Source organism: Acinetobacter sp. 1294596, from assembly GCF_000582925.1.
GTDB classification, from domain to species: Bacteria; Pseudomonadota; Gammaproteobacteria; order Pseudomonadales; family Moraxellaceae; genus Acinetobacter; species Acinetobacter radioresistens.
In genome coordinates, this window is the sequence record NZ_JFCC01000001.1 from 245,957 (window position 1) to 259,282 (window position 13,326).

The window sequence follows — 13,326 nt, forward strand, 5'->3', positions numbered from 1 at the left end:
TAAAAAACACTTGTATAGCTGCATGGGAAGCTTAAAGCTGTGTTTAAGTTCAGTTGAACCCTAGTCGACCCAGACCTTACCGGGACTAATCAAAAAATAATATAGGATTGTTATGAGTCAAACCCAACAGAGCGACCTCATCAGTATTACCGATGTCGCTGCGAAATTACCCCAGTTTATAGCGAAAGTACCTCATCTTCTAGCTGGTCTGAAACAGGCTTATATCCGTACACCTGACACCCCTGCGGGGCTGGGGCTAGCTTTTGAAAAAGCGGTAAAACGTAACCCGCGTGGTTATGCTCTCTTGTTTGAAGATCAAAAATATACTTATCTGGCCTTAAATGAATGGGCCAACCAGATCGCACACTATTATCTCTCGATAGGTGCGCGCAAAGGTGACGTGATTGCTGTCATGGTGGAGAACCGCTCTGAACTGGTCGCAACTGTACTGGGACTGGCCAAAATCGGAGTGACCATTGCTCTGGTCAATACTTCACAAACAAGTAAAGTGCTAACGCATAGCATTAATCTGGTTAAACCGATTGCATTGATTGTTGGTGAGGAAGTTCGCAGTGCAATTGATGACATTCGTCAAGATATTCTCTTGCCAGAAGACCGGTTTTACTGGTTTGCCGATCAGGCAACACGTGCAGATGTTGGTAAAGCACCAAAGTATTACCAAAATCTAGCAGAAAAAATTGAGAATTTTCCGAAATTTAATGTAGCCACTACCCAATCAGTACAGGGTAAAGATGGTCTATTCTATATTTATACCTCTGGTACAACCGGCCTGCCAAAAGCTGTGATTTTCACCAACAGCCGCTGGACTCTGGCTTATGGCACTTATGGTCATGTACTTGATCTCAAACCGAATGATGTCATGTATGTAACCTTACCGCTTTATCATGCGACTGGCATTGTTGTCTGCTGGTGTGGTGTGATTGCGGGCTCAGCCTCTCTGGCCCTACGGCGCAAATATTCAACTTCAAGCTTCTGGAAAGATGTGCATAAATATAATGCCTCTGCCATTGGTTATGTAGGCGAATTATGCCGTTACCTGATGGATGCAGAACCCACTGAACTGGAAACAGGCCACCGGGTTAAAAAAATGATTGGTAACGGCATGCGTCCAAATATTTGGGATAAATTTAAGCAACGTTTTGGCGTAGAGGAAATTCTGGAACTCTATGCTTCAAGCGAAGGAAATGTCGGCTTTAGTAATATTTTCAATTTCGACAATACAGTTGGATTTTCTCCAACTCCTTATGCAATCGTTGAATTTGATAAAGAAACGAATGAACCGGTACGTGATCAGCATGGCTGGTGCAAGAAAGTAAAAAAAGGAGAAGTAGGTTTACTTCTTGGAAAAATTACCCGTCGCTCCCCTTTCGATGGCTATACAGACCCTGAAAAAAACAAGTCAGTCATCTTAAAAAATGTCTTTAAACAGGGCGACCAATATTTTAATACTGGAGACCTGGTACGTCATATCGGCTTTCGCCATGCCCAGTTTGTAGACCGATTAGGGGATACATTCCGCTGGAAAGGTGAAAATGTTTCAACCACTGAAGTCGAGAATATCGTTTCAGAATATCCTAAAATTGCTGAAGCAGTCGTCTATGGGGTAGAAATTCCCCATACTAATGGTCGTGCGGGAATGGCAGCTATTACTTTGGCAGCTGGCGAAGCACTTGATGAGCATGATCTTACTGCAATGGTCGTTGAGTTTAAAAAACATCTTCCTGCTTACGCAGTTCCGGTATTTTTACGTGTACAGGAAAAAGTAGAAACTACCGGTACTTTTAAATACCAGAAAAACAAGTTGAAGGAAGAAGCGTTTCATCCCGATAAGACCACCGATCGTTTATTGGTTTTACTTCCAGGCAACTCTGGCTATAAAGATATTAGTATGGAGATTTACCAAAGTATTCAAGACTACCAGTATCGTTTCTAAATAGACTAAAAAGAGCGTATTCGTATAAAAATACAGCAGGCGACTTATTTCTAACCAACTAAAGCAATAAAATTTAATTTTTGCTTGTGCTGGAAAAATAAATTGCTACAATACGCTCCATCAAGAAAATACGGGTCGTTAGCTCAGTTGGTAGAGCAGCGGACTTTTAATCCGTTGGTCCCGCGTTCGAGTCGCGGACGACCCACCATTTTCTTAAGACCCCAGATGGGTCGTTAGCTCAGTTGGTAGAGCAGCGGACTTTTAATCCGTTGGTCCCGCGTTCGAGTCGCGGACGACCCACCATCTTTTTAGAATATCTTTTCAAAAAGAGCAGCTTCTAAATCAGCTTTAAGATTTATATATGGGTCGTTAGCTCAGTTGGTAGAGCAGCGGACTTTTAATCCGTTGGTCCCGCGTTCGAGTCGCGGACGACCCACCAAGATTCTAAAAAAATCCCAGTCATCACTGACCGGGATTTTTTATTCTCTAAAGGAATTATATATTAAAAATATTGAATTCCCGAATGATATGATTAATGGCGAATACGGTTCCAGGCATCACGTGAAGCATGTTTTGCTTCTTCCCAAGACAGGCGTGATTCAGCTTTAGTCTGTTCCCATTTAGTGCGCAAATCTGGCTCAGCATCTTCAAAACGTGCATCTGGGCCATAAGCTGAACGATTTTCATAACCCACTCGGTATGCACCACGATAATCGCGGTCATAATCCAGATCCGGATGAGTATTTCGTGTGGCAGAGTAGTAAGGCTGATTTATACTATTTTCACGCCAGTAAGCATCTTCAACCGTTGGGTCCATTGCTTCACCAGCTGCATGGCCAGCTAATCCGCCCACGACAGCACCCACTGCACCGCCGACTACAGTACCTACTGGTCCAGCTGCACTACCAATTGCAGCGCCTGCGGCTGCACCACCTGTTGCACCTAAGCCTGTTCCTACTGGATGAGAACCTGGTTCACCTGTAATTGGATCAGCATTTAAATCTTTTTTTACATCATCCGATGCATGTTTAATACGATCGCGGTCATAATCTGAAGTCGCCATCATCATTCTCCTTATAATAATATTGTGATTCTGGAAGTCTGCCGCTATGGTCAGATTTCCTGTTCGCTCGTTAAGTACACATTCAGCTTAGAAGGCATTTATGTAAAAAAACAGGCTTAAATAAAGAGCTTTCAGTTAAGCAATATTGTAGAAAGTAAAAAAAATTGGCCAAAATTACCTGTAAGATTTAAAAGCTTACGCATTTTTACTCAACCATTCACAACCTCTATTTTTTCCCCCTACTTCTCTTCTTATTTTTTATAAAAATAAAAAGTCCGGCAATAAGCCGGACTGTTCAGGTATGAAAATTTATTTTAAGACAGCATGGCAGTTACTGATAAATAAAATTATTTATTTAAAATAAGATAACTACCAAATAAGGTAAAAATACCACCTGAAATGCCGTCAATCCATTTGGCAGCACGCTGGTATGCCCGCTTGAAGGAAGGCAGGGAGAAAACAAAAGCTACAAATAAAAACCAGATTGCTGTCTCGACCGTTACCAGCAGGAGTAACCACCCATGTGCATGATCTAGAGCTGGATTGGCCAGAAAAAGTGAAAATACACTACCAAAATATATAATGGCTTTTGGATTAGACAGATTGGTCAGTAATCCCCGGAGGAAAAAACTCAATGGACTCTGAGGCAGGGAAATCTGTACAGGCTGGATATTTTCTTCTTTACGAAAGGCTGAACGCAGCATCTGAAAGCCTAACCAGCATAGATAAATTCCACCTACGACCAATAAGGCATGTTTTAGCCAAGCCATTTTTTCAAATAAAATATTCAGACCCAGCAAAGCCAATAATGACCAGATCATGACACTTACACTGATACCTGCCACCACAGCAAATGTCTCCATCCGAGATTTACTGATTGCAGTTTGGGAAACCAGAAAAAAATCTGGTCCGGGCGTGATCAGGGCACAAAAATGGATAAAAATTAGTGTTCCGAGCGCAATTAACATTATGTATTTACCTGTAACCTGCATGTCTTTAGAACAAGAATACGCTGTATCCTGATCTGTTTATAAAAATTCTTCAAGCACCGAGTTTAAAAAAAGATGGCCATGTGCTGTACAGGCGAGTTGTTCAGTATTTTCTGAAAACAAATGACGTTGCCGTAATGAATCCAGCTTGGCCTGTATTTTATCCAGTTCATAGCCGGTTCTTTCTTTATAGAACTGGGCCGGCACGCCTTCATTTAAACGCAAGGCATTCATCATAAATTCAAAGGGCATGTCTTCACGCTCAATCTTTTTAAATTGTAAGTGTTCAGCAGGTATTTTGGCCAGATAATCTTTAGGTAAGCGGGTCTTCTGAAACCGGTAAACTCCGTCTCTCAGACTGACTTTAGCATGTGCCCCTGCTCCGATTGCCAAGTAATCTCCAAATTGCCAGTAATTCATATTGTGTGCAGAAGGCTGTTCTTTACGCCATGCCGAAATTTCATACTGTATGAATCCATGTGCCTTAAGATATACTTCACCCTGTTCCTGAATGTGCTCTAGTACACTCTCTACCGGCAACACTGGTTGAGTCCGGAAAAATACTGTATTCGGCTCAATCGTCAACTGATACCAGCTGATATGGGTGGCTCCGTTTTCAACAGCCATGCTCAGATCTGTTAGAGCCTGCTCTAGCGTTTGTTGTGGCAGGCCATGCATCAAGTCAATATTGATGCGTTTAAAACCGGCTTCTTGTGCCTGATGTATAGCATTTATAGCATTCTCAGCACTATGAATCCGTCCCAGTTTATTCAGATGCTGCTCATTAAACGTCTGCACTCCAATGGATAAGCGATTAATACCAGCCGCAAGATAGCCGGCAAAAGGATCATGTTCTACTGTTCCCGGATTGGCTTCCAGCGTAATTTCACATTGCTCTTCAAAAGGCAGTAAACCATTTAGCTGCTGAAACAGCCACTGGTAACCTGAAGCTGATATCAGTGACGGGGTTCCACCGCCAATAAATATGCTATGGAGTTTGCGGCCCTGTGCAAAGTGGAGCTGTGTTTTAAAGTCCTCCACCAGTGCTTGCAAATATTCCTGTTCCAGTTCCAGAGATAATTTTCCATCGGGTACAGCATGTGAGTTAAAGTCACAATAAGGACACTTTCGCACACACCAAGGCATATGGATATAAAGTGAAAGTGGAATACATGAAGGATCTAGGCTACTCAAAAATTTTTCTCGGAGAAGAATGGAGCGTCTTACAATTTTAACATGACTGCATCATTGTACTTAACGCAATTCACATGAAAATCTCCTACACTCTTTTGTAATATCGAGAATAAATAATGAATTCAATATGATGAAAATATCGAGTCAACTTTTATTATTATTTCCCCTGACTTTGGCCATCGGAGTAATGCTGACTATACAAACTGCATTAAATACCCAGATGCGTATGTATTTGCATTCACCACTCCAGCCGGCTTTTTTTTCTTTTTTAATTGGAACAATTGTACTGGCGGTAATGGTGATGTTGCAGTCTGCACCCAAACCTCAGTTAAATGAACTTGCCCAGATTCCATGGTATTTATGGTTAGGCGGACTGATTGGGGTTTATGCTATTAGCATGAGCATTTATACTGCCCCCAAAATGGGTTTTCTCATTCTCTCCGGACTGGTTATTTTCGGGCAATTGCTCATGTCAATGTTACTTGACCATTTTGGCTGGTTAGGCGTAGAGAAAAATCCGATTAACTGGCAGCGTTTACTGGGTGCAATTGTTATTTTCATAGGTGTATTACTGACACTGCAACGCTAGTCTGCCGCTTACCCCATATGAGTAAAATTAGTGTCTATTGCTACCACTACACGCTTTGAAATCAAGAAACTCTTTCAGTTGATGTTGCCTATTCTGGTTACTCAGTTTGCTCAGGCCGGTCTTGGCCTGATCGATACCATCATGGCAGGTCATTTATCTCCTACTGACCTGGCAGCAATTGCGGTAGGAGTCGGTTTATGGATTCCAATCATGTTGCTGTTTAGCGGTATTATGATTGCGACTACTCCCTTGGTAGCTGAGGCCAATGGCGCACGCGATTTTAATAATATTCCAACAATTGCCCGCCAGTCATTATGGATGGCTTTCATGCTGGGCATACTGGCAATGCTGGTGTTACAGTTGATGCCATTTTTACTGCCTCTATTTGGAGTTCCTGAAAATCTGCAACCCAAAGCTGGCCTGTTTCTCCATGCCATTGGCTTAGGCATGCCAGCAGTCACCATGTATGCAGCCCTAAGAGGTTACTCGGAGGCATTAGGTTATCCGCGTCCAGTCACAGCAATCAGCCTGCTGGCTCTATTGGTCTTGGTGCCTTTAAACATGATTTTTATGTACGGCTTGGGTCCTATTCCTGCTTTAGGTAGCGCCGGTTGCGGCTTTGCCACTTCTATCTTGCAATGGCTGATGTTGATTGCACTAGCGGGCTACATCTATAAGGGGCGTGCTTACCGCAAGACCCAGGTGTTTAGCCAGTGGGAAAAATTTAATCCGGTCTGGGCCAAGCGTATCTTGAAACTGGGTTTCCCGATTGGTCTGGCTATTTTTTTTGAAGTAAGTATTTTCAGTACTGGAGCAATCATATTAAGCCCGCTGGGGGAAACTGTTGTGGCCGCACATCAGATTGCTATTTCCGTGACCTCGCAGCTATTTATGATTCCCATGTCCCTGGCCATTGCACTGACTATCCGGGTAGGCATGTATTATGGTGAAAAGAACTGGCATGCCATGCGCAAGGTACAACACCTCGGTTTAATTACCGCGACTGTATTTGCAGTATTGACCATGCTGGTTATGTGGATTTTCCGCTCAGAGATTGTCGCTGTTTATACCCGGGATCTTGCTGTTACCCATATGGCCCTATATCTGATCCTGTTTGCGATTGCCTATCAGCTGATGGATGCATGGCAGGTCAGTGCTGCAGGTTGCCTGCGTGGAATGCAAGACACTAAAGGCCCAATGTGGATTACTCTTCTGGCTTATTGGGTAATTGCCTTCCCTGTGGGTATTTATCTTGCTCGTTTTACCAGTATGGGAGCTGCTGGAGTCTGGACCGGACTAATAGTAGGTTTGAGCGTTGCATGCGTTCTTCTGCTGCTACGTCTTTATATGAATAATAAACGGCTAAAATTAAGTGCCTCTACTGTTTAACCGTATTTCCATCATGCTCTTACCCAGCCACACCGGCTGGTTTTTTAAACTTTAAAAATAAAGATAGCCTGTTTTTATAAAGGTGTTTAATTAAGACCTAAAAAGTGAATCTATAAACAATAATAAGATCAGCTCTTTTCTGTTATGTGTTCTTACAGGAACTGAACAATTTCAACTAGGCAACTTTTCTATTGTCCCCTATGATCAAATAATTCATTCACTTTATTTTAATGATTGAGGTCTAGTACCGATGGCTAAGAATGCAAGCTCGCCCGGCCGGCGTTTTATGAAACTTGCCGGCATGACCGCCAGTATTGCGACCCGAAGTGTATCTAATTCTATTCGTAATATCCGGGCAGATGAAGAACAAAAACAGGCCGCCAGAAGCCAGCTGTTTCAAGATATTGGAGTTCAGATTGCCAATACCTTGGGAGAGATGAAAGGCGCTGTCATGAAAGTCGGGCAAATTGCATCTCAATATAAAGATATTTTCCCGCCCGAGGTGGCTAAGGCAATTTCAAAGTTACAGCGTCAAGCTCCTCCCATGCCTTTTCCGGCCATACAGAAACAGCTAGAAAAAGAGCTGGGGCAACCGATTGATAATCTGTTTACATCTTTTGATCGGGAACCTTTTGCGGCAGCATCAATTGGTCAGGTACATAAGGCAGTATTACCTAATGGCGAGCAGGTCGTAGTCAAAGTGCAATATCCAGGTGTGGATGAAGCCTGTGAAAGTGATTTAAAACAGGTTCGGCTGGCTTTACGCCTGATGGGTGTTTTAAAAATCGATAAAAAACTTCAGGATCGGCTGTTTGCAGAAATTCAAGACAGTTTAAATGCTGAACTTAATTATGAAATTGAAGCACAGAACCTGACTGTGTTTAAGACCTTTCATGAAGCATTAGATGAAAAAATTATTATCCCACGTGTCTATCCACAATATTCTACCCGTCGAGTACTGACTTTAAGTCTGGAACAGGGCAAATCTATAGAAACTGCCAGTACCTGGCCGCAGGATGTCCGTAATCAACTTGGCCGACGCCTGGTCCGCGCGCTAGGACAAGAAATTTTCTATCTTAAACGTTTTCATTGTGACCCACATCCGGGTAACTTTGCATTCCGTGAAGATGGCCATGTCATTGTTTATGATTATGGCGGAGTAAAGACTTTAAATACTGAAATTATTGAACACTTTAAAACTTTGATCAATGCTGCACGCCAACATGATATTGATACGCTTGAAGACCAGTTAATTACTTTAAATGCACTTTCAGAAAAAGGAAAATTTCCAAAAGAACTGTATGAAGAATGGCTAGATGTGTTACTTAGACCATTAACCACCCAGTATGATTTTGCTGAAAACTCTGCCCATCATGACGGGGTATTACTGGTGAAAAAGTCGCTAAAATACTGGGACCTGTTTAAGCCTTCACCGGATACTCTTATGGTGAACCGGACAATCTCCGGGCATTACTGGAATTTGATCCAGCTCAAAGTAAATGATGATTTAAGTGATTTATTTGAAGAACTGGTCGCCTCAGATCAACAAGATAAACTTTAAAATTGTTCTATTGCCCTGTTTGAATATGTAATTTAAATAGGGTGATGACTTGAAAATAATTATAAAATCCCTATATATTGTTATATTATAACATTTCATTTAGCTATGGAGTTTACCATGCGTAAAGATATCCACCCTGACTATCAGGAAGTATTATTTCACGATACCAACGCTGATGTATATTTTGTCATTGGTAGTACCATGAAGCCGAAGCAGACCAAAGAATATGAAGGCAAAACCTATCCATACGTTACCTTAGATATTTCGAGTGCCTCTCATCCGTTCTATACAGGTGAAGTTCGTCAGGTCGGCAACGAAGGCCGTATTGCAAGCTTTAATAAACGTTTTGGACGTTTTAAACGCAGCAATTAAGCAGTAATAATTTTTAAATTGAATTCTTCTTATTTGAAGTCTAAGTCTTTGCTCTCCTCCACTTAGACTTCTTTTTTACTTATCGATTACACAATAAGTACTGGAACAGATAAAATCCTGCTGTCAGTAAGAGCACCCCTATGATTAAACTCGACAGACTATAGGCAAGTCCCATTGCTATTTCATTCTGTCGCAACAACTGAAAAGTTTCCAGACCAAAGCTTGAGAATGTGGTAAAGCCGCCCAGTATACCCACCATCAGGAAAAGCCGTGTTTCCTGTTGTAGAACTGCGTATTTCTGGCTAATAGCAAAAAATATGCCTGCACAAAAACAACCTAACAGATTAATCCACCAGGTTGCCCAAGGAAATAAACTGCTTGTCTGGCTGAGTGATAATGTCATGCCATAACGCAGGCTTGCACCTATTGCCCCACCGCAGGCAACCAATAACCAGTTCATAATGATATATAGCTGATGTGGATAAGCCCTATTTTATCCACAAACTCAAAAAATATTCATTAAAAATTCGCCTTGAGAGGCTACACACAGCTCGTTAAATTCTGCATAAATCAGGAAAAATACTCATAAAAGCGCTATGCTAGGTTGCTTAATTCTTTATAGGGAATAGGATTTATGGCCCAGGAACTCCTTGAACAGCTACAGGCTGGTCAGGCAAATTTTACAGATGTCATCGCTTATATAGACTCTCGTTATATTCATAACCCCACTGCTTTTCGTAACGGCGCACAGCATAATGCAGCGACAGAAAATCAGGGTAGTGCCAAAGTCTTGAGTTTTGCCAAACTCAACAGTCTAAGTCAGGAACAGACCTTAGCTCTATTTGCTGAGCATTATGCAGCAGTCTTAGCGACCCCTGAAGGTACAGATCATCAAAATATCCGGCAGTTTATGCAGCATGGCTGGGATGAAGTACAGTTTCAAGCCGAAGCTTTACAAGCCAGGTAAATGTTGAAAAAAGGACCTCATGGTCCTTTTTTATTCTGGCCGCTCATTAAATTGTGGTAAACCATCACAAATAGTCTCCCACTCTGCTTTAGAGCCAACAAAAATATGTTTCCCTGGTCGCGTCTGGATCGGCGTATCTAACGTACCAATTCTAAGACGGTAAAAATCAGGAGTATCACTTTTAATACTGATAATTGGCGAGCCACACACACCACAGAAACAGCGTTCGGTCGTTGATGAAGATTGATATTTTTTTAAAAGGTTCTCACCCTGTATCCATTTAAACTGCTGGATAGGAACTGGTGCATTGGTCGCAAAAGCCGTACCATTGGCTTTACGGCATTTCTGGCAATGACAATAAATAATTTCATCAAGTTCAGTTTCAATTTCATAGCGAATCCCTTGACACAGACAGCTTCCCTTTAGGCTCATTCTGATTCTCCATCACAAATTCTATTATCAGTACATACTATGAACTCTGTTGTTCCATCAGATAGGTATGCACACCTTCACCAGCAGCCCGGCCAGTAGCAAAACATGCTGTCAGTAAATAGCCCCCGGTTGGCGCATCCCAGTCTAGCATTTCACCACAGCAAAACACATGTGGCTGTGATTTTAGTTGCAGCCTTGCGGTCAGGGCATTCTGTTTTATACCACCAGCACAACTGATAGCTTCTTCAATCGGCCGGAAACCCGCCAGAACTACTTTCAAATTTTTAATCTGCCAAGCGAGCTGTACAGGATCTTTCCATAAGGTTTTATCGACCAATTCACGAATCAGACCAGCTTTAACTGCATCCAGGCCTGCCTTACGCCAGACATTACTCAGTGACTGCTTTCCTGACTGTAATTTTTTTATTAACTGTTCGTTATCTACATCGGGTAATAAATCCAGATACAGAGTTACAGGCTGCTGTTGCCGCTGTAACTTGCGTAAGGCCGGTCCGTGCTTGTAAATAAGGCCACTTTCCAGACCATAATGGGAAATTACGATATCACCCTGAGCTCTGTGTTTAGGGCTTACCCATGCTTCTACCCGCTTTAAAGGCTGGCCAAATAAAGGCTGCATAAAACTGGACCAAGTTCTGACTACACCTGCATTGCTAGGTTGAAAAGGCTCAATTTGCTCTCTATCAAACCAAGCCTGCCACTTGCCATCGCTACCTAACTGTGGCCACGATACTGCGCCACAGGCCAAAATAATCACGTCAAACTCTAGCTGAAAAGGCGTATTCTCAGGTTGTTTTAAATCCAGAAGTTGCACCTGTTTAGCCTTGAGACCTAAACACTGATGACGGTAATGAAAGTGTATGCCTTGCTGGTCCAAGCGTGTTAACCAGGCACGGAGCAGAGGCGCAGCTTTCATCTCTACGGGAAAAATTCGGCCAGAAGAACCAATATAGGACGCTATACCGAGTTCAGCCATCCAGTTCTGAATCCAGTCTGCATCCCAGCGCTGTATCCAGGGATACAGCCATTCAGGGTGATCATAGCGCTGGATAAATTCAGTAAGAGGCTCAGCATGAGAAATATTTAATCCGGTTTTCCCCGCCATTAAAAATTTTCGCGCAGCTGAGGGTTTCTGCTCAAATACATGAATCTCATAGGCATACCGGCTCAATACTTCTGCCGCCATTAACCCTGCCGGTCCTGCCCCTATAATTGCAATACGTTTAGCCAACATCACTTTTTCCCTGTAATGGCAAAAAGTCATCAAAACGGGTGGAATAACCACAATGTTTGGTAATTATCAATTGCTGGCATGGTTCACCACGCTCGAGATACTTGATTTCAAAATGTGTGCGTGCTGACTCTGGTCTAATCTGTTCTTTTTCATAGGACAACTGCCAAAGTTGCTGTAACTGCTGCTCAGCTTCCTCAATATACTCAGGAATATTGCTGGCCAGTGTGATGGTACCTTCCGGCTTGAGACGCGACAGTAAAAATTCAAAAAATGGCATATTTACCCAGCGTTGTGCCGGATTATGCGGTTCAGGATTCGGATATAAAATAAAGAATTGTTCAACCTGCTCCGGATACAGAGCATGAACTATCCATGGAATAGCGTCTGCATGTACAGGAGTCAGATTTTGTTGACCTTCGAGCTGATGCTGCTTTTGCATGGCCAAAAATTTTTCCCGGGTCCGTTCAATGGCAAACAAGCGCTGCTCAGGATACTGACCACTAAATAATAAGGCGTGTTTTCCTTTACCTGCCCCGATTTCAACACAAAGTGTCTGCTGATCAAGCGCTGAAAAATCACGTGGCGCATGCATACGATGGGCTTGAAATTGACGAATCGGCATATTCACATCAAACTATGGAGAATTTGACACAAGTCTATCAAGAGCTGATTACTTTGCCTAATAATCCTAGGCTCTCTACTAAAAGGATATTGATTATGCAGCAGCGTACCTTCCCTTGCCCACGCTGTGGCAAACCTGCCACATGGGAAAATAATGAATTCCGGCCTTTTTGTTCAGAACGATGTAAAATGATTGATTTAGGTGCTTGGGCCAATGAAGAATATCGTGTACCAACACAGGATTCGCCCAGCCGACAGGATTCCAGTTTTGAAGATGACTAAGCATCAACTCATACAGCCAGTCGAGTTACTAATATAAGCCAAGCTGCCCTACAGTACGCCCTTATAATTCTGTTCTTTTAGTTTTAACATTTTGGATGATATTGCTCCAGCAAGTGTATAAAATAACTAACAGATATTAATGAATAAATTTTTATCAATATTTATAAGTTTACTGCTTTTATGAATACTGCTTAAAAATAGTTACCACCTTAATAATCAAGTTAAATACTTGCTTAGGCAGTGATAAATATTCTACTTTTTGAATTATTTCACTGCCAAAAACCTTTAGCATTCTACTGATTATATTTTTTAGATTTATAATATACTGACCTAAAAATTTAAATATTGTTTGAGTATAGTTTGAATAAAGATGATATGCATGATAAAAGCTAAATCTCTTATAGATTGATTATCATAAATACTGGCTAATACTATTGCTCAAACTATATTCTTTAACTAGTTTATAATAATAAAGTTTCCTTATATTAAATATTTTATAAAAGTTACTTATATGCGTTTTATATACTTTTTCTTCCCTAAATTTTACTTAAAAAGTAGCGATAAAGCTGGAATAAAAGTTTAACCAATTTTCATAAAATTAATTTTACTTTTACAATGTATCTACTTTGTATATCTAAAATCTATGCTTTTAAGCTTTTTA

At 41.6% G+C, this 13,326-nt stretch carries 14 protein-coding genes and 3 tRNA genes; 10 read left to right on the forward strand and 7 right to left on the reverse strand.

Translation table 11 applies throughout. The features are described from left to right. Positions 1-112: 112 nt before the first annotated feature. The 4 genes from J502_RS01140 (at position 113) to J502_RS01155 (ending at position 2,393) form a co-directional block, all read left to right on the forward strand. Positions 113-1,954: a long-chain-acyl-CoA synthetase gene (locus J502_RS01140; protein ID WP_005023188.1), complete on the forward strand. Its 1,842-nt coding sequence runs from the start codon at positions 113-115 to the stop codon at positions 1,952-1,954. Between the two features lie 132 nt (positions 1,955-2,086). Beyond that, positions 2,087-2,162 (forward strand) — tRNA-Lys (locus J502_RS01145). A gap of 19 nt (positions 2,163-2,181) precedes the next feature. After that, positions 2,182-2,257: transfer RNA gene (locus J502_RS01150), tRNA-Lys, on the forward strand. Positions 2,258-2,317: 60 nt separating this feature from the next. Beyond that, positions 2,318-2,393: transfer RNA gene (locus tag J502_RS01155), tRNA-Lys, on the forward strand. Positions 2,394-2,486: 93 nt separating this feature from the next. On the opposite strand, the gene J502_RS01160 is transcribed toward J502_RS01155, so the two are convergent. From J502_RS01160 to hemW, 3 genes are all read right to left on the reverse strand, one after another. Then, the gene (locus J502_RS01160; RefSeq protein WP_005405965.1) at positions 2,487-3,020 is read right to left on the reverse strand and encodes a glycine zipper domain-containing protein; all 534 of its coding nucleotides are present in this window, start codon (positions 3,018-3,020) and stop codon (positions 2,487-2,489) included. A 344-nt stretch (positions 3,021-3,364) separates the two neighbouring features. Beyond that, a complete protein-coding gene (gene rhtC, locus J502_RS01165) occupies positions 3,365-3,985 on the reverse strand; it encodes a threonine export protein RhtC (RefSeq protein ID WP_034682787.1) in 621 nt (206 codons plus the stop codon). 60 nt (positions 3,986-4,045) lie between these two features. Further along, the gene (gene hemW, locus J502_RS01170; RefSeq protein WP_034682788.1) at positions 4,046-5,200 is read right to left on the reverse strand and encodes a radical SAM family heme chaperone HemW; all 1,155 of its coding nucleotides are present in this window, start codon (positions 5,198-5,200) and stop codon (positions 4,046-4,048) included. A 127-nt stretch (positions 5,201-5,327) separates the two neighbouring features. Between hemW and J502_RS01175 the strand changes: the two genes are divergently transcribed. The 4 genes from J502_RS01175 (at position 5,328) to J502_RS01190 (ending at position 9,111) form a co-directional block, all read left to right on the forward strand. Then, entirely contained in the window at positions 5,328-5,789 is a 462-nt protein-coding gene (locus J502_RS01175) for a DMT family transporter (RefSeq protein ID WP_034682790.1), read from the forward strand. Positions 5,790-5,870: 81 nt separating this feature from the next. Next, positions 5,871-7,178: an MATE family efflux transporter gene (locus tag J502_RS01180; RefSeq protein WP_052026659.1), complete on the forward strand. Its 1,308-nt coding sequence runs from the start codon at positions 5,871-5,873 to the stop codon at positions 7,176-7,178. A gap of 250 nt (positions 7,179-7,428) precedes the next feature. Next, positions 7,429-8,739, forward strand: coding sequence for an ABC1 kinase family protein (locus J502_RS01185; protein ID WP_034682793.1), 1,311 nt, complete (start codon positions 7,429-7,431; stop codon positions 8,737-8,739). Between the two features lie 117 nt (positions 8,740-8,856). Beyond that, positions 8,857-9,111: a type B 50S ribosomal protein L31 gene (locus J502_RS01190; protein WP_034682795.1), complete on the forward strand. Its 255-nt coding sequence runs from the start codon at positions 8,857-8,859 to the stop codon at positions 9,109-9,111. Between the two features lie 79 nt (positions 9,112-9,190). Here J502_RS01190 and crcB read toward each other — a convergent pair whose 3' ends face one another. Beyond that, entirely contained in the window at positions 9,191-9,571 is a 381-nt protein-coding gene (gene crcB, locus J502_RS01195; RefSeq protein WP_005405686.1) for a fluoride efflux transporter CrcB, read from the reverse strand. A 174-nt stretch (positions 9,572-9,745) separates the two neighbouring features. Here crcB and J502_RS01200 point away from each other — a divergent pair, with 174 nt between their 5' ends. Next, the gene (locus J502_RS01200) at positions 9,746-10,078 is read left to right on the forward strand and encodes a HopJ type III effector protein (RefSeq protein WP_005016849.1); all 333 of its coding nucleotides are present in this window, start codon (positions 9,746-9,748) and stop codon (positions 10,076-10,078) included. A gap of 30 nt (positions 10,079-10,108) precedes the next feature. Here J502_RS01200 and J502_RS01205 read toward each other — a convergent pair whose 3' ends face one another. From J502_RS01205 to J502_RS01215, 3 genes are read right to left on the reverse strand one after another with little or no spacing between them, the layout of a single operon-like run. Continuing rightward, positions 10,109-10,510, reverse strand: a complete 402-nt coding sequence (locus tag J502_RS01205; protein ID WP_005405796.1) for a GFA family protein — start codon at positions 10,508-10,510, stop codon at positions 10,109-10,111. Positions 10,511-10,547: 37 nt separating this feature from the next. Further along, positions 10,548-11,762, reverse strand: a complete 1,215-nt coding sequence (locus tag J502_RS01210; protein WP_034682796.1) for a TIGR03862 family flavoprotein — start codon at positions 11,760-11,762, stop codon at positions 10,548-10,550. After that, on the reverse strand, positions 11,752-12,390 hold the full coding sequence (locus J502_RS01215) for a class I SAM-dependent methyltransferase (RefSeq protein WP_171072002.1): 639 nt from the start codon (positions 12,388-12,390) through the stop codon (positions 11,752-11,754). Before J502_RS01215 ends, J502_RS01210 begins: the two co-directional genes overlap by 11 nt. Positions 12,391-12,479: 89 nt before the next feature. Between J502_RS01215 and J502_RS01220 the strand changes: the two genes are divergently transcribed. Beyond that, complete coding sequence (locus J502_RS01220; protein ID WP_005016860.1) at positions 12,480-12,665, forward strand: DNA gyrase inhibitor YacG; 186 nt, start codon at positions 12,480-12,482, stop codon at positions 12,663-12,665. The last annotated feature ends 661 nt before the right edge of the window (positions 12,666-13,326 follow it).

Coding starts and splice junctions, on each gene's coding strand:
- J502_RS01200 (WP_005016849.1), top strand. CDS start 9,746: ATGGCCCAGGAACTCCTTGAACAGCTACAGGCTGGTCAGGCAAATTTT.
- J502_RS01160 (WP_005405965.1), bottom strand. CDS start 3,020: ATGATGGCGACTTCAGATTATGACCGCGATCGTATTAAACATGCATCG.
- J502_RS01175 (WP_034682790.1), top strand. CDS start 5,328: ATGATGAAAATATCGAGTCAACTTTTATTATTATTTCCCCTGACTTTG.
- J502_RS01220 (WP_005016860.1), top strand. CDS start 12,480: ATGCAGCAGCGTACCTTCCCTTGCCCACGCTGTGGCAAACCTGCCACA.
- J502_RS01210 (WP_034682796.1), bottom strand. CDS start 11,762: ATGTTGGCTAAACGTATTGCAATTATAGGGGCAGGACCGGCAGGGTTA.
- J502_RS01185 (WP_034682793.1), top strand. CDS start 7,429: ATGGCTAAGAATGCAAGCTCGCCCGGCCGGCGTTTTATGAAACTTGCC.
- crcB (WP_005405686.1), bottom strand. CDS start 9,571: ATGAACTGGTTATTGGTTGCCTGCGGTGGGGCAATAGGTGCAAGCCTG.
- J502_RS01190 (WP_034682795.1), top strand. CDS start 8,857: ATGCGTAAAGATATCCACCCTGACTATCAGGAAGTATTATTTCACGAT.
- rhtC (WP_034682787.1), bottom strand. CDS start 3,985: ATGTTAATTGCGCTCGGAACACTAATTTTTATCCATTTTTGTGCCCTG.
- J502_RS01140 (WP_005023188.1), top strand. CDS start 113: ATGAGTCAAACCCAACAGAGCGACCTCATCAGTATTACCGATGTCGCT.
- J502_RS01180 (WP_052026659.1), top strand. CDS start 5,871: ATGTTGCCTATTCTGGTTACTCAGTTTGCTCAGGCCGGTCTTGGCCTG.
- J502_RS01205 (WP_005405796.1), bottom strand. CDS start 10,510: ATGAGCCTAAAGGGAAGCTGTCTGTGTCAAGGGATTCGCTATGAAATT.